This window comes from Mesorhizobium sp. WSM4815, from assembly GCF_055811575.1.
Genome location: NZ_JBVVQS010000078.1, coordinates 68,500 through 83,612, shown reverse-complemented (window position 1 = coordinate 83,612; position 15,113 = coordinate 68,500). Strand labels below are relative to the sequence as shown.

Below are 15,113 nucleotides of genomic sequence, written 5' to 3'. Positions count from 1 at the left end.
ATGGACACCTTCTTCTCCTTCTACGTGCTGCCGGCGCTTCTCATCCTGCTGAAGTCAGTCGTGCTGATCGTCGTGCTGCTGATCTTCGTCGCCTACATCCTGTACGCGGACCGCAAGATCTGGGCGGCGGTGCAGTTGCGCCGCGGCCCAAACGTCGTCGGCCCATGGGGCACGCTGCAGGCTTTCGCCGACCTTCTGAAGTTCGTGTTCAAGGAGCCGGTGATTCCGTCCGGCGCCAACAAGGGCGTTTTTCTGCTGGCGCCCTTGGTTTCGGCGGTTCTGGCGATCTCGGCCTGGGCGGTGATCCCGGTCAATGAGGGCTGGGCGATCGCCAACGTCAATGTCGGCATCCTCTATGTCTTCGCCATCTCCTCGCTCGAGGTCTATGGCGTGATCATGGGCGGCTGGGCGTCCAACTCGAAATATCCGTTCCTCGGCGCGCTGCGCTCGGCGGCGCAGATGGTGTCCTACGAGGTCTCGATCGGCTTCGTCATCGTCACCGTGCTGCTTTGCGTCGGCTCGCTCAACCTGTCCGACATCGTGCTGTCGCAGCAGGATGGGCTGGGCACAAGGGTTGGGCTGCCCAACACCTTCCTCGACTGGCATTGGCTGTCGCTGTTCCCGATGTTCGTCATCTTTTTCATCTCGGCGCTGGCCGAAACCAACCGCCCGCCCTTCGACCTGGTGGAAGCCGAATCGGAACTCGTCGCCGGCCATATGGTCGAATATTCGTCGACGCCGTTCCTGCTGTTCTTCCTCGGCGAATATGTCGCCATCGTCTTGATGTGCGCGCTGGCCACGATCCTGTTCCTCGGCGGCTGGCTGCCGCCCTTCGATTTCGCTCCCTTCACCTGGGTGCCGGGTCTGATCTGGTTCGTGCTCAAGGTCTGCCTGGTGTTCTTCATGATCTCGATGGTGAAGGCCTTCGTGCCGCGCTACCGCTACGACCAGCTGATGCGGCTCGGCTGGAAGGTCTTCCTGCCGATCTCGCTGGCGATGGTGGTGATCGTCGCCGCGTTCCTCAAGATCACGGGGTTTGCGTGATGACTGCTCTAGCCCAAGCCGCAAAATCCCTGCTGCTGCAGGATTTCGTCAGCGCTTTCTTCCTGTCGATGCGCCAGTTCTTCGCGCCGAAGGAGACGATCAACTATCCGCACGAAAAGGGGCCGACCAGCCCGCGCTTCCGCGGCGAGCATGCGCTGCGCCGCTACCCGAACGGCGAGGAGCGCTGCATCGCCTGCAAATTGTGCGAGGCGATCTGTCCGGCGCAGGCGATCACCATCGAGGCCGGCCCGCGCCGCAACGACGGCACCCGCCGCACCGTGCGCTACGACATCGATATGGTGAAGTGCATCTATTGCGGCTTCTGCCAGGAGGCCTGCCCGGTCGACGCCATCGTCGAGGGGCCGAACTTCGAATTCGCGACCGAGACGCGCGAGGAACTTTATTACGACAAGGACAAGCTCTTGGCCAATGGCGACCGCTGGGAGCGCGAACTGGCGCGCAACATCTCGCTGGACGCGCCGTACCGCTGACATTTGACGCATGGACGGGGCGAAGGGCCTCGTCTAAGGAACACGAAACTTGCCGACCGGAGGCGGTGGCAAACATCGAACAGGACGAACGTCCTGTTCGGACAGGAACCCGGGGGAACCCATGCTGAATGGACTAGAGGCGGCCTTTTTCTACCTCTTCGCCTTTGTCGCGGTGGCGTCGGCGTTCATGGTCATTTCGGCGCGCAATCCCGTGCATTCGGTGCTGTTCCTGATCCTGACCTTCTTCAATGCCGCGGGCCTGTTCATGCTGACCGGCGCCGAGTTCCTGGCGATGATCCTGCTCGTCGTCTATGTCGGCGCGGTCATGGTGCTGTTCCTCTTCGTCGTCATGATGCTCGACGTCGATTTCGCCGAGATGAAGGAAGGCGCCCTGCAATACGCGCCGATCGGCGCGCTGGTCGGGCTGATCCTGGCGGCTGAGCTGATCGTCGTGCTCGGCGGCTATACGTTCGCGCCGCAACTGGCGGCAACGGTTGCAAAACCCATTCCGGACCTTGCCGCGCGCTCGAACACGGCAGCGCTCGGCGACATCCTCTACACCGACTACCTCTACTATTTCCAGATTGCCGGCCTTGTGCTGCTGGTCGCCATGATCGGCGCCATCGTGCTGACGCTGCGCCACAAGCCGGGCATCAAGCGGCAGTCGATCGCCGCCCAGGTCGGCCGCACGCCGGCAACGGGAATGGAAATCCGCAAGGTCAAGACGGGCGAAGGAATCTGAGATGGTCGTCGGCATCGCACATTATCTGACCGTATCGGCGATCCTGTTCACGCTCGGCGTGTTCGGCATCTTTCTCAACCGCAGGAACATCATCGTCATCCTGATGTCGATCGAGCTGATCCTGCTTGCGGTCAACATCAATTTCGTCGCCTTCTCGGCAGCGCTCGGCGATCTCGTCGGACAGGTGTTCGCGCTGTTCGTGCTGACGGTCGCAGCGGCTGAAGCGGCGATCGGCCTCGCCATTCTCGTCGTCTTCTTCCGCAACCGCGGCTCGATCGCGGTCGAAGACGTGAACATGATGAAGGGTTGACGGAAACCACCATGTATCAGGCCATCGTCTTCCTTCCTCTGCTCGGCTTCCTGATCGTCGGCCTGTTCGGCACGTCGCTCGGCGCCAAGGCGTCCGAATACATCACCTCCGGCTTCCTGGTGATATCAGCCGTGCTGTCGTGGGTCGCCTTCTTCGCCGTCGGGTTCGGCGAGGGCGAGGTGTTCACTGTGCCGGTGCTGCGCTGGATCCAGTCGGGCGGGCTGGAGGCCGCATGGGCACTGCGCATCGACACGCTGACGGTGGTGATGCTGGTCGTCGTCAACACGGTGTCGGCGCTGGTCCACATCTACTCCATCGGCTACATGCATCACGACCCGAACCGGCCGCGCTTCTTCGCCTATCTGTCGCTGTTCACCTTCGCCATGCTGATGCTGGTGACGGCCGACAACCTCGTGCAGATGTTCTTCGGCTGGGAAGGCGTCGGCCTCGCCTCCTATCTGCTGATCGGCTTCTGGTACAAGAAACCGTCGGCCAATGCCGCCGCGATCAAGGCCTTCGTCGTCAACCGCGTCGGCGATTTCGGTTTCGCGCTCGGCATCTTCGGCGTGTTCGTGCTGTTCGGCTCGGTCAATCTCGGCACCATCTTCGCCAATGCGGCGACGTTCATTCCGGCCGAAGGCGCGCCGGAGGGCGCAGCCGTATTGACCTTCCTCGGCTATGCCCTCGACAAGCAGGCTGCGATGACCGTCGTCTGTCTCTTGCTGTTCATGGGCGCCATGGGCAAGTCGGCGCAGGTGCCGCTGCACACCTGGCTGCCGGACGCCATGGAAGGCCCGACGCCGGTCTCGGCGCTCATCCATGCCGCCACCATGGTGACGGCCGGCGTGTTCATGCTGGCGCGGCTGTCGCCGCTGTTCGAACTGTCGCATTCGGCGCTGATCGTGGTCACCTTCATCGGCGCCTTCACCGCCTTCTTCGCGGCGACCGTCGGCCTTGTCCAGAACGACATCAAGCGCGTCATCGCCTATTCGACCTGCTCGCAGCTCGGCTACATGTTCGTGGCGCTCGGCGTCGGCGCCTATGGCGCGGCCATCTTCCATCTGTTCACGCATGCCTTCTTCAAGGCGCTGCTGTTCCTCGGCTCGGGCTCGGTGATCCACGCCGTCTCCGATGAACAGGACATGCGCAGGATGGGCGGCCTCAGGACGCTCATTCCGAAGACCTATTGGATGATGGTGATCGGCACGCTGGCGCTGACGGGCGTCGGCATTCCGGTGACGGTCATCGGCACCGCCGGCTTCTTTTCCAAGGACGCGATCATCGAAAGCGCCTTTGCCGCGCACAATCCGGTCGCCGGCCTTGCCTTCGTGCTGCTGGTCGTCGCCGCCTGCTTCACCAGCTTCTATTCCTGGCGGCTGATCTTCATGACCTTCCACGGCCAGCCGCGGGCGAGCCACGACGTCATGCACCACGTCCATGAATCGCCGCCGGTCATGCTGGTGCCGCTGTACATCCTGGCGGCTGGCGCGCTGTTCGCCGGCGTGATCTTCCATGGCGCCTTCATCGGCGAGGGCTATGCCGAGTTCTGGAAGGCGTCGCTGTTCACGCTGCCGGAAAACCACATCCTGCACGACATCCACGAAGTGCCGTTTTGGGTGAAGCTGTCGCCGTTCGTCGCCATGCTGATCGGCTTTGCGATTGCCTGGCAATTCTACATCCGCGCGCCGGAGATGCCGAAGAACCTGGCGGCGCAGCATCGCGGGCTCTACGCCTTCCTGCTCAACAAGTGGTATTTCGACGAACTCTTCGACTTCCTGTTCGTGCGGCCGGCAAAACGCCTCGGCCACTTCCTGTGGAAGACCGGCGACGGCACCGTGATCGACGGACTTGGTCCTGACGGGGTTTCGGCGCGCGTCGTCGACGTCACCAACCGGGTTGTCAAGCTGCAGACCGGCTACCTCTATCATTATGCCTTCGCCATGCTGATCGGCGTTGCCGCATTCGTCACCTGGATGATGCTCTGATGACCGCCTGGCCGATCCTCTCGCTGGTCACCTTCCTGCCGCTGGTTGGTGTGCTGTTCATTCTGCTGATCAATGACGACAGCGAGAATGCCCGCCGCAACATCCGCGCCATCGCGTTGTGGACGACTGGTATCACCTTCATCATCTCGCTGTTCATCTGGACCGGCTTCGACAATGCGGAGCCCGGCTTCCAGTTCGTCGAGAAGTTTGCCTGGCTGGATTCCGGCATCTCCTACCATATGGGCGTCGACGGTATCTCCATGCTGTTCGTCATCCTGACCACCTTCCTGATGCCGCTCTGCATCCTGGCTTCGTGGGAATCGATCGAGAAGCGCGTCAAGGCCTACATGATCGCTTTCCTGCTGCTGGAGACGCTGATGATCGGCGTGTTCTGCGCGCTCGACATCGTCTTGTTCTACGTTTTCTTCGAGGCCGGCCTGATCCCGATGTTCATCATCATCGGCGTGTGGGGCGGCAAGCGGCGCGTCTACGCCTCGTTCAAGTTCTTCCTCTACACGCTGGCCGGCTCGGTGCTGATGCTGCTCGCCATCATGGCGATGTTCTTCCAGTCCGGCACCACCGACATCCCGACGCTGCTGACGCACAACTTCCCGGCCTCCATGCAGACCTGGCTATGGCTCGCCTTCTTCGCCTCCTTCGCCGTGAAGATGCCGATGTGGCCGGTGCACACCTGGCTGCCGGACGCCCATGTCGAGGCGCCGACGGCCGGTTCGGTGATCCTGGCCGCCATCCTGCTGAAGATGGGCGGATACGGCTTCCTGCGCTTCTCCCTGCCGATGTTTCCGATCGCCTCGGAGATGTTTGCGCCGCTGGTCTTCGCGCTGTCCGTCGTCGCCATCATCTACACCTCGCTGGTGGCGTTGATGCAGGAGGACATGAAGAAGCTGATCGCCTATTCGTCGGTCGCCCATATGGGCTTCGTCACCATGGGCATCTTCGCGATGAACCAGGAAGGCGTCCAGGGGGCAATCTTCCAGATGCTGTCGCACGGCCTGGTCTCCGGCGCGCTGTTCCTCTGCGTCGGCGTCATCTACGACCGCATGCACACGCGCGACATCGACGCCTATGGCGGGTTGGTCAACAACATGCCGAAATACGCCACCGTGTTCATGATCTTCACCATGGCCAATGTCGGCCTGCCCGGCACCAGCGGCTTCGTCGGCGAGTTCCTGACCATGCTCGGCGTGTTCCGGGTCAACACCTGGGTGGCGTTCTTCGCCGCCACCGGCGTCATCCTGTCGGCGGCCTATGCGCTGTGGCTGTATCGCCGGGTGATCTTCGGCGCGCTGACCAAGGACAGCCTGAAAGGCCTGCTCGACCTGTCGACGCGCGAGAAGGTGATCATCTACCCGCTGGCCGTGCTGGTCATCTTCTTCGGCGTCTACCCGGCGCCGGTCTTCGACGCGACCGCCGCATCGGTCAAGGCGCTCGTCACCAATGTCACCGCATCCATCGACACCGCGCAGACCGCGGCGGCGAACTGACCCGAGAGGTTTGCGAACCATGACGCCGGACCTTCTCTCCAGCCTGTCGCTGTCGACGCCAGAGCTGATCCTCGCCGTCGGCGCCCTGGCGCTGCTGATGCTCGGCGCCTATTCGCGCGCCAACACCACCACCACGGTCAGCGGCCTTGCCGTCGCCGTCCTGGTCGTTGCCGGCGTCTGGACGATCCTTTCCACCGGGCAGGGCAACGCTTACGGCGAAGCCTTCGTCCAGGATCCCTTCGCCCGCTTCATGAAGGTGCTGGCGCTGATCGGGTCGGCGGTGACGCTGGTCATGTCGATGCGCTTCGCCAAGGCGGAGCATTTCGACAAGTTCGAGTATCCGGTGCTGATCCTGCTGTGCACGCTCGGCATGATGCTGATGATCTCGGCCAACGGCATGATCGGGCTTTATCTCGGCCTCGAACTGCAGTCGCTGGCAATCTACGTGCTGGCGGCGATCAACCGGGACAATCTGCGCTCGACCGAGGCGGGACTCAAGTACTTCGTACTTGGGGCGCTGTCGTCGGGCATGCTGCTCTACGGCATCAGCCTCGTCTACGGCTACACCGGCAACACCGGCTTCCAGGAGATCGCCGCAGCACTTGGCGGCGGCGAGCGGCAGCTTGGCCTGGTCTTCGGCCTGGTCTTCGTGCTGGCCGGCCTCGCCTTCAAGATATCGGCGGTGCCGTTCCACATGTGGACGCCCGACGTCTATGAAGGCGCGCCGACGCCGGTGACGGCCTTCCTCGCGGCGGCGCCGAAGATGGCGGCGATGGCGCTGATCGTGCGCGTCACGATGGACGCCTTCCAGCCGATCGCCGCCGACTGGCAGCAGATCATCGTCTTCATCTCGATCGCCTCGATGCTGCTCGGCGCCTTTGCGGCGATCGGCCAGACCAACATCAAGCGGCTGATGGCCTATTCCTCGATCGGCCATATGGGCTACGCCCTGGTCGGCCTCGCCGCCAACAGCCAGGCCGGCGTTCGCGGTGTCGCCATCTACATGCTGATCTATCTGGTGATGACGCTCGGCACCTTCGCCTTCATCCTCGCCATGCGGCGCAAGGAAGGCAATGTCGAACAGATCAGCGATCTCGCCGGGTTGTCATCGACCAATCCGATCATGGCGACGATCCTGACCATCCTGATGTTCTCGCTGGCCGGCATTCCGCCGCTCGCCGGCTTCTGGGGGAAATGGTACGTGTTCCTTGCCGCCATCAACGCCAACCTCTACGCGCTGGCGATCATCGGCGTGCTGGCCTCGGTGGTGGGCGCTTATTATTATCTGCGGATCATCAAGATCATGTGGTTCGACGAAGCGGTCGGCGGCTTCGTGCCGATGGCGACCGAGCTTCGCGTCGTGCTTGGCGTCTGCGGCGCCTTCGTGCTGTTCTATGTGCTGATCGGCGGGCCGATCGGCACCTATGCCGAAGCCGCCGCCAAGACATTCTTCTGACGGGATGGCATTTCGGCTGGCTCCAACAGCGGCCTCGGAAGGGTTCCGGCTCGAGGCACATGACACGGTCGGTTCCACCAATGCGCTGGCGCTCGACCGTGCGCGGGCGGGAGATTCGGGCAAGCTCTGGGTCGTTTCGAAAAAACAGGAAAGCGGGCGTGGCCGGCGCGGCCGGGTCTGGGCGACGCCCGAGGGCAATCTGGCGGCGACGCTGCTGGTGGTCACCAATGCCGAGCTTCGCCTGGCCGCGACGCTCGGTTTCGTCGCCGGGCTGGCGCTGGCCGATGCGCTCGAGGCCGTCGTGCCGAAGGGCAGGATCGCAATCGGCATCGACGGCGGCAGCGATGGAAAAAACCGTTTCGAGCTGAAATGGCCGAACGATGTGCTCGCCTCCGGCGCCAAGCTTGCCGGCATCCTGCTGGAATCGGCGATACTCGAAGGCGATCGCTTTGCGGTGGCGGTGGGCATCGGCGTCAATGTTGTGGCATACCCCAAGGATTTGCCTTATCCGGCGACATCGCTTAGCGCGCTGGGCGCTGCTTGCGATGCCGAGACATTGTTTCTGGCGCTGTCGGATGCCTGGAGCGAGAATGCGCGGCTGTGGAACGATGGGCGCGGGCTGGCCGCCGTCAGGCGGCGCTGGCTAGCGCGCGCGGCAGGGCTTGGCGGGCAGGTTGCTGTCAGAATTGACGGTAATGTGGTGCGCGGCACGTTCGAGACCATTGACGAGGACTGCCGTTTCGTGATCCGCGACGATGAGGGTTCGGTTCTGACGATCGCCGCCGGCGACGTGCATTTCGGTGCGGTCGCGTCGGCCCAGGTTTGACAGGCCCCCAGGTTTGGCAGGCCAAGGTTTTGACAGGCCAAGTTTTTTACGGGCTCAGGTTTGACTGGCCCCAGATTTTGACGGGCTTGGGTTGACCGGCCAGGAAAGGAATGATCATGGCGACAGCGGAAAACGCCGAACTCGTCTTCGTGCCGCTTGGCGGCGTCGGCGAGATCGGCATGAACTTCGCCCTCTATGGCTACGGGCCGGCCAATGCGCGCGAATGGATCGTCGTCGATGTCGGCGTGACCTTTCCCGATGCCAGCCTGCCTGGCGTCGACCTGGTGCTGCCCGACACGCGCTTCATCGAGGAGAACATCGCCAATCTGCGTGGCATCGTCATCACGCACGCGCATGAGGACCACTACGGCGCGCTGCTCGACACATGGCCGAAGCTCAAGGCGCCGGTCTGGATGACGCCGTTCGGCGCCGGATTGCTGGAAGCCAAGCGGCAGGGCGAGCAGGGCGCACCAAAGATCCCGGTGACGATCTACCGCGCCGGTGAAAAGTTCAGCGTCGGCCCGTTCGAGATCGAGGCCATCCCGGTCGCGCATTCGATCCCCGAGCCGATGTCGCTGGCGATCACCTCGCCGGCCGGCACCGTCATCCACACCGGTGATTGGAAGATCGATCCGGCGCCGACGATCGGTCCGCTGACCGACGCGGCGCGCTTTCGCGCCTATGGCGACAAGGGCGTGCTGGCGTTGATCTGCGATTCCACCAATGCGCTGCGGGAAGGGGTGTCGCCGTCGGAAGTCGCGGTTGGCGAAGGCCTCAAGGGCGTCATCCAGAGCGCCAAGGGCCGCGTTGCGGTCACCACCTTCTCCTCCAATGTCGGACGCATCGTCTCCATTGCCAAGGCGGCACGCGATGCCGGCCGGCAGTGCCTGGTGCTCGGCCGCTCGCTGAAGCGGGTCATCGATGTTGCCGGCGAGCTCGGCTATATGGATGGGCTGCCCGAATTCATCGCCGAGGAGGATTTTGGCTTCATCCCGCGCGAAAACCTCGTCATCATCTGCACCGGCAGCCAGGGCGAGCCGCTTGCGGCACTGGCGAAACTGTCGCGCGAGGAGATGAAATCGGTGTCGCTGACGGCAGGCGACACGGTGGTGTTTTCCTCGCGCACTATTCCCGGCAACGAGAAGGGTATCCTTGAGATCAAGAACCGTCTGATCGATCTCGGCATCAAGATCATCGAGGACGGCGATGCGCTGGTGCATGTCTCGGGCCATCCGCGCCGTAGCGAGTTGCGCAAGATGTATGAATGGGTGCGGCCGCAGATCGGCGTTCCGGTGCATGGCGAGGCGGCGCATCTGGTGGCGCAGGGATCGCTGATGTCGGTGTCCGGCATCGGCCAGGTGGCGCAGGTGCGCAACGGCGACATGCTGCGGCTCTATCCCGGTGCGGCGACGATCATCGACCAGGTGCCGTTCGGCCGCATCTACAAGGACGGCAGGCTGATCGGCACCGACCAGGCGATGGGCATTCGCGACCGGCGCAAGCTGTCTTTCGCCGGCCATGTCGCGGTCAATGTCGTGCTCGACGACAAATATGAGCTCGCCGGCGATCCCGATCTGGTCGCCATCGGCGTCGCCGAGGCCGATGCCCGCGGCGAGAGCCTGGAAGACCTGATGATCGATGCGGCAATCGGCGCCGTGGACTCCATCCCCCGTCAGCGCCGAAGAGATCTCGATCTCGTGCAGGAGGCAGTGCGCCGCGCCGTCCGCGGCGCCGCCAATGAAGCCTGGGGCAAGAAGCCGCTGGTGACGGTGTTCGTCACAAGGTGACGAACAAGGGAGTAGGGCAGTAGGGCAGTAGGGCAGTAGGGGAGTAGGGAAAGACAGGCGAAGAAGTGCAAACGATCTCCTCCCTATTCCCCTATTCCCCTACTGCCCTACTCCCCTAACTTTTGGAGTTCCAATGCTTGGACGCCTGAACCATGTCGCGCTTGCCGTGCCGGATCTGGCTGCGGCGACAGCGGCTTATCGCGACACGCTCGGCGCTCGGGTGACGGCGCCGCAGGCGCTGCCGGAGCATGGCGTGACGGTGGTGTTCGTCGATGTCGGCAATACCAAGATCGAATTGCTGGAGCCGCTTGGTGAGGGTTCGCCGATCGCGGCATTCCTCGAGAAGAACCCCTCGGGCGGCATGCATCATCTGTGCTATGAGGTCGACGACATTCTTGCCGCGCGTGATCACCTCATCGCCAGCGGCGCCCGCGTCCTCGGCGACGGCAACCCGAAGACCGGCGCGCACGGCAAGCCGGTGCTGTTCCTGCATCCCAAGGATTTCTTCGGCACGCTGGTCGAACTGGAGCAAGCATGAGCTGGGTTTCATTTCTCGCCCTGTTCTTCATCACATGGTGGGTGGTGCTGTTCGCCATCCTGCCGTTCAGCCTGAGAACGCAGGACGAGGATGAGGACGTGACGCTGGGCACGGTATCCAGCGCGCCGCGCGGACCGCATATGCTGCGTGCGGTGCTGCGGACGACGATCGTCACGCTGGTTCTGCTTGGCATCTTTTATGGCATGACGCGGGGGCTCGGCCTCGGCATCGACGACATCCCGCACATCGTGCCGGATTTCAGCCGGAGTCCCGAAAACTAGACCGCCGGTACGGCTGGCCACATCTTGCATGCGAGCACCAATCCGGGCAGGAAGCCGATGCAGGTTTCGAACCGGCTGTGCTGACGCAAGGTAAAGCGGTTTAGCAATTTGTCGTGCTAACCAAATGATTGCACAAAAAAAATGCAAGGCACGAGGCCTTGCAATTTAAACGCGTCCGATCTGTTTCCGGTATTCGGCGGCAGCGAGTAACCGCGCCTAGATCGCATCCTCCCAAGACTTTGACCGCGTAGGAGAGCAGATTTCTTTCCGCCCTCTCGTTTATCGGCGCACATTAGACCAAGCCGGGTGAAAATGTCACGCAGAATTTTGCCCGGAAATAAGCAATCTCGTGCTGCACTGCACAATAGTATGGCACGCGTTGCTTGCAAAACGACCAGCAAGGCGAACGCGGCACTGCGGCGCCTTTGCGACGCCCCATCGGGCGCCCAGTTGGCTGCCAGTTGGCTTTGGGGGGCGGGTTTCCATTCCGTCATGAAATGGCTATGAAGCCGGGGCAAGCAAGCCTGCGCTGCGCCGATTCCGGTGCGGCAATCCTCTCTCTCACGGACCGGTCCATGCGTTTGTCGCGCTATTTCCTGCCTATCCTTAAAGAAAATCCGCGCGAGGCCGAAATCGTCTCGCACCGGCTGATGCTGCGCGCCGGCATGATCCGCCAGCAGGGGCAAGGCAGTTTTTCCTGGCTGCCGCTCGGCAAGAGGGTGCTGGACAAGGTCTGCCGGATCGTTCGCGAGGAGCAGGACCGGGCCGGCGCGCTTGAGATCCTGATGCCGACCATCCAGTCGGCCGAGCTGTGGCGCGAAAGCGGCCGCTATGACGACTATGGCAAGGAGATGCTGCGCATCAAGGACCGGCAGAATCGGGACATGCTCTATGGGCCGACCAACGAGGAGGTGGTCACCGAGATTTTCCGCGCCTATGTGAAGTCCTACAAGGATCTGCCGCTCAATCTCTATCACATCCAGTGGAAGTTCCGCGACGAGGTGCGGCCGCGCTTCGGCGTCATGCGCAGCAGAGAGTTCCTGATGAAGGACGCCTATTCCTTCGATCTCGATTTCGAAGGCGCCAGGGCGGCCTATAACAGGATGTTCGTGTCCTATCTCAGGACGTTCACGCGCATGGGGCTGCAGGCAATCCCGATGCGTGCCGACACCGGGCCGATCGGCGGCGATCTCAGCCACGAATTCATCATCCTGGCCGACACCGGCGAGAGCCAGGTCTATTGCCATCGCGACTATCTCGCGCTTGACGTGCCGGGGGCAGACACGGACTTCTCCAACGATGCCGAGATCGGCGACATCGTCAAGAAATGGACGACGCCCTATGCGGCGACCGACGAGATGCACGACGAGGCGGCGTGGGAGAAGGTCGCGACAAGCGATCGCGTCTCGGCGCGCGGCATCGAGGTCGGCCACATCTTCCATTTCGGCGACAAATATTCGAAGCCGATGGGCGCCAAGGTGACCGGGCCCGACGGCAAGGATCATTTTGCCTCCGGAGGTTCCTACGGCATCGGCCCGACGCGGCTGGTCGCGGCGATCATCGAGGCCAGCCACGACGACAACGGCATCATCTGGCCGGAGGCGGTGGCGCCTTTCGACATCGGCCTGATCAATATGAAAGCCGGCGACGCCGACTGCGACCGCATCTGCGATGAACTCCATGCGGCGTTTGTCGCCGTCGGCAAGGACGTGCTCTACGACGACACCGATCAGCGGCCGGGCGGCAAGTTCGCCACAGCCGACCTGATCGGACTGCCGTGGCAGGTGATCGTCGGGCCGCGCGGCGTGGCCGCCGGCGAGGTCGAGATCAAGAACCGCAGGAACGGCGAGCGTGAGACGCTGCCGATCGAAGACGTGAAGAAACGCTTCGGTTTTGCCGGATGAGTGGAGCGGCAGCAGCTAAACCCATGGCCGCCGGAGCTTTTTCCGTGTTCGAACGCATGGTCGCGTGGCGCTATCTGCGCTCGCGCCGCAAGGAGACGGTGATCTCCGTCATTGCCTCGATCTCGTTCCTCGGCATCATGCTGGGCGTCGCCACGCTGATCGTCGTGATGGCTGTCATGAACGGCTTTCGCGCCGAGCTCCTGACGCGCATCCTCGGCGTCAACGGCCATCTGATCGTGCAGCCGCTCGACATGCCGCTGGAGGACTATGCGCAGGTCGCCGGCCGCATCAACGGCGTGCCCGGCGTCCAATACGCCATTCCGCTGATCGACGGGCAGGTGCTGGCGCAAGGCAATGTCGGCGGCGGATCAGGGGCGCTGGTGCGCGGCATACGCGGCGAGGATCTGGGCAAGATTTCAATCGTCGCCAACAATATCAAGCAGGGCTCGATCGCCGGCTTCGACACAGGCGAGGGCGTCGCCATCGGCAGCCGCATGGCCGACAATCTCGGGCTTGTGCTCGGCGACACCATCACGCTGATCGCGCCCGACGGCGATGTGACGCCGCTCGGCACGACACCGCGCATGAAGGGTTACCCGATCACGGCGATCTTCGAGGTCGGCATGTCGGAATATGACAGCTCCATTGTCTACATGCCGTTTTCGGAAGCGCAGCTCTATTTCAACATGGATGGCCGGGCCCAGGCGATCGAGATCTATGTCGACAATCCCGACAATGTCGACGCGCTGAAGCCCAAGGTCGAGGAGGCATCGCAGCGGCCGATCACCATGGTCGACTGGCGAGAACGAAACCGGACATTCTTCGATGCGCTGCAAGTGGAGCGCAACGTCATGTTCATGATCCTGACGCTGATCGTGCTGGTCGCGGCGCTCAACATCATTTCGGGGCTGATAATGCTGGTCAAGGACAAGGGCCACGATATCGCCATCCTGCGCACCATGGGCGCCACGCGCGGCGCGATCCTGCGCATCTTCCTGATGACGGGGGCGGCGATCGGCGTGGTGGGCACCCTTGCCGGCGTCCTGCTCGGCGTTGTAATCTGCCTGAACGTCGAGCGCATTCGCCAGTTCTTCTCCTGGCTGGCCGGCGAAAGGCTGTTCAATCCCGAGCTCTACTTCCTGAGCCAGTTGCCTGCCCGCATGGACGCCAGCGAGACGATCTCGGTGGTACTGATGGCGCTGGTACTGTCGTTCCTGGCGACCCTGTTTCCGGCATGGCGCGCGGCCAGGCTCGATCCGGTCGAAGCGCTGAGGTACGAATGATGGCCGAGGCCATTATCGAACTGAAGAGCGTCGAGCGGCATTATGTCCAGGGGCCGCGCAAGCTGACCATCCTCAACGGCGCCGATTTTTCGTTGAAGCGCGGTGAGATCGTGGCGCTGGTGGCGCCTTCGGGCACCGGCAAATCGACGCTGTTGCACACCGCCGGACTGCTGGAGCGGCCGGACGCCGGCGATGTCATTCTGGCCGGCCGCGCCTGCGGGCGGCTTTCCGACGACGAGCGCACGGCGATCCGCCGCAACGATGTCGGCTTCGTCTATCAGTTCCATCACCTGCTGCCGGAGTTCACGGCGCTGGAAAACATCATGATGCCGCAACTGATAAAAGGGCTGACGCGCAAGGAGGCTGCCGAGCGGTCGGCGCAACTGCTCGACTACATGCAGATTGGCAAGCGCGCGCAGCACCGGCCGTCCGAACTGTCCGGCGGCGAGCAACAGCGCGTCGCCATCGCGCGCGCCGTCGCCAATGCGCCGCTGGTGCTGCTGGCCGACGAGCCGACCGGCAACCTCGACCCGGTCACCGCCTCCTATGTGTTCGAGGCACTGGGGGCGCTGGTCCGGCAGTCGGGCCTGGCGGCGCTGATCGCCACCCACAATCACGAACTTGCCTCGCGCATGGACCGTCGCGTCACGCTCGCCGACGGCAAGGTTGTTCCGCTTTAGGTGTGCTGTCTGGCTGCATCTCCCCACGCGCAGCCAGCGCGGAAACAGTGAAATCCGTTCTCAACCTTTCCTTAACCGTGCCGAACTGAGCGCCCGAATTTCACGACACGCTTTGACTGAGGCCGTTGACATTCGAACAGAATCAGAACAAAATGCGAACATACTGAAAACAGGAGAGCGTTATGACCGGTCTTGTTCAGGATGTCGTGTCACTGGTGTGCATGAGCACGTTTCTCATTTCCATGGCGATCTGGATCGGAGCGATGTGAGGATTTCTGAAG

14 protein-coding genes are annotated in these 15,113 nt (G+C 62.8%); all 14 read left to right on the top strand.

The window, feature by feature from the left end; genetic code table 11:
- Entirely contained in the window at positions 1-1,044 is a 1,044-nt protein-coding gene (gene nuoH, locus AC0L2B_RS05425; protein WP_023798860.1) for an NADH-quinone oxidoreductase subunit NuoH, read from the top strand.
- Positions 1,044-1,535, top strand: a complete 492-nt coding sequence (gene nuoI / locus AC0L2B_RS05420) for an NADH-quinone oxidoreductase subunit NuoI (RefSeq protein WP_473744501.1) — start codon at positions 1,044-1,046, stop codon at positions 1,533-1,535. The genes nuoH and nuoI overlap by 1 nt, the downstream gene beginning before the upstream one ends.
- 121 nt (positions 1,536-1,656) lie before the next feature.
- Positions 1,657-2,277, top strand: coding sequence for an NADH-quinone oxidoreductase subunit J (locus AC0L2B_RS05415; RefSeq protein ID WP_091594336.1), 621 nt, complete (start codon positions 1,657-1,659; stop codon positions 2,275-2,277).
- 1 nt (position 2,278) lies between these two features.
- Positions 2,279-2,587, top strand: coding sequence for an NADH-quinone oxidoreductase subunit NuoK (nuoK, locus tag AC0L2B_RS05410; protein ID WP_023798863.1), 309 nt, complete (start codon positions 2,279-2,281; stop codon positions 2,585-2,587).
- Positions 2,588-2,598: 11 nt separating this feature from the next.
- Positions 2,599-4,572 carry an NADH-quinone oxidoreductase subunit L gene (nuoL, locus tag AC0L2B_RS05405; protein ID WP_287214147.1) on the top strand — a complete coding sequence of 658 codons (1,974 nt, stop codon included), beginning with the start codon at positions 2,599-2,601 and terminating at the stop codon, positions 4,570-4,572.
- Positions 4,572-6,077 (top strand): NADH-quinone oxidoreductase subunit M, encoded by a 1,506-nt coding sequence (locus tag AC0L2B_RS05400; RefSeq protein ID WP_023798865.1) that lies wholly within the window; start codon positions 4,572-4,574, stop codon positions 6,075-6,077. Before nuoL ends, AC0L2B_RS05400 begins: the two co-directional genes overlap by 1 nt.
- Before the next feature lie 19 nt (positions 6,078-6,096).
- Positions 6,097-7,533 (top strand): NADH-quinone oxidoreductase subunit NuoN, encoded by a 1,437-nt coding sequence (gene nuoN / locus AC0L2B_RS05395; RefSeq protein ID WP_473744500.1) that lies wholly within the window; start codon positions 6,097-6,099, stop codon positions 7,531-7,533.
- A gap of 4 nt (positions 7,534-7,537) precedes the next feature.
- Positions 7,538-8,359, top strand: coding sequence for a biotin--[acetyl-CoA-carboxylase] ligase (locus AC0L2B_RS05390; protein ID WP_473744499.1), 822 nt, complete (start codon positions 7,538-7,540; stop codon positions 8,357-8,359).
- A 116-nt stretch (positions 8,360-8,475) separates the two neighbouring features.
- Positions 8,476-10,146, top strand: a complete 1,671-nt coding sequence (locus AC0L2B_RS05385; protein ID WP_473744498.1) for a ribonuclease J — start codon at positions 8,476-8,478, stop codon at positions 10,144-10,146.
- 133 nt (positions 10,147-10,279) lie between these two features.
- Entirely contained in the window at positions 10,280-10,684 is a 405-nt protein-coding gene (mce, locus tag AC0L2B_RS05380) for a methylmalonyl-CoA epimerase (RefSeq protein ID WP_077383436.1), read from the top strand.
- Positions 10,681-10,965: a DUF1467 family protein gene (locus AC0L2B_RS05375; protein WP_023798870.1), complete on the top strand. Its 285-nt coding sequence runs from the start codon at positions 10,681-10,683 to the stop codon at positions 10,963-10,965. The genes mce and AC0L2B_RS05375 overlap by 4 nt, the downstream gene beginning before the upstream one ends.
- A 575-nt stretch (positions 10,966-11,540) precedes the next feature.
- The gene (gene proS / locus AC0L2B_RS05370; protein ID WP_473744497.1) at positions 11,541-12,869 is read left to right on the top strand and encodes a proline--tRNA ligase; all 1,329 of its coding nucleotides are present in this window, start codon (positions 11,541-11,543) and stop codon (positions 12,867-12,869) included.
- A complete protein-coding gene (locus AC0L2B_RS05365) occupies positions 12,866-14,152 on the top strand; it encodes a lipoprotein-releasing ABC transporter permease subunit (RefSeq protein ID WP_473744496.1) in 1,287 nt (428 codons plus the stop codon). The genes proS and AC0L2B_RS05365 overlap by 4 nt, the downstream gene beginning before the upstream one ends.
- The gene (locus tag AC0L2B_RS05360; protein WP_174654574.1) at positions 14,149-14,832 is read left to right on the top strand and encodes an ABC transporter ATP-binding protein; all 684 of its coding nucleotides are present in this window, start codon (positions 14,149-14,151) and stop codon (positions 14,830-14,832) included. The genes AC0L2B_RS05365 and AC0L2B_RS05360 overlap by 4 nt, the downstream gene beginning before the upstream one ends.
- Positions 14,833-15,113 lie beyond the last annotated feature (281 nt).

Coding starts and splice junctions, on each gene's coding strand:
- AC0L2B_RS05415 (WP_091594336.1), top strand. CDS start 1,657: ATGCTGAATGGACTAGAGGCGGCCTTTTTCTACCTCTTCGCCTTTGTC.
- AC0L2B_RS05400 (WP_023798865.1), top strand. CDS start 4,572: ATGACCGCCTGGCCGATCCTCTCGCTGGTCACCTTCCTGCCGCTGGTT.
- AC0L2B_RS05375 (WP_023798870.1), top strand. CDS start 10,681: ATGAGCTGGGTTTCATTTCTCGCCCTGTTCTTCATCACATGGTGGGTG.
- nuoH (WP_023798860.1), top strand. CDS start 1: ATGGACACCTTCTTCTCCTTCTACGTGCTGCCGGCGCTTCTCATCCTG.
- mce (WP_077383436.1), top strand. CDS start 10,280: ATGCTTGGACGCCTGAACCATGTCGCGCTTGCCGTGCCGGATCTGGCT.
- nuoK (WP_023798863.1), top strand. CDS start 2,279: ATGGTCGTCGGCATCGCACATTATCTGACCGTATCGGCGATCCTGTTC.
- nuoN (WP_473744500.1), top strand. CDS start 6,097: ATGACGCCGGACCTTCTCTCCAGCCTGTCGCTGTCGACGCCAGAGCTG.
- AC0L2B_RS05360 (WP_174654574.1), top strand. CDS start 14,149: ATGATGGCCGAGGCCATTATCGAACTGAAGAGCGTCGAGCGGCATTAT.
- AC0L2B_RS05385 (WP_473744498.1), top strand. CDS start 8,476: ATGGCGACAGCGGAAAACGCCGAACTCGTCTTCGTGCCGCTTGGCGGC.
- AC0L2B_RS05390 (WP_473744499.1), top strand. CDS start 7,538: ATGGCATTTCGGCTGGCTCCAACAGCGGCCTCGGAAGGGTTCCGGCTC.
- proS (WP_473744497.1), top strand. CDS start 11,541: ATGCGTTTGTCGCGCTATTTCCTGCCTATCCTTAAAGAAAATCCGCGC.
- AC0L2B_RS05365 (WP_473744496.1), top strand. CDS start 12,866: ATGAGTGGAGCGGCAGCAGCTAAACCCATGGCCGCCGGAGCTTTTTCC.
- nuoL (WP_287214147.1), top strand. CDS start 2,599: ATGTATCAGGCCATCGTCTTCCTTCCTCTGCTCGGCTTCCTGATCGTC.
- nuoI (WP_473744501.1), top strand. CDS start 1,044: ATGACTGCTCTAGCCCAAGCCGCAAAATCCCTGCTGCTGCAGGATTTC.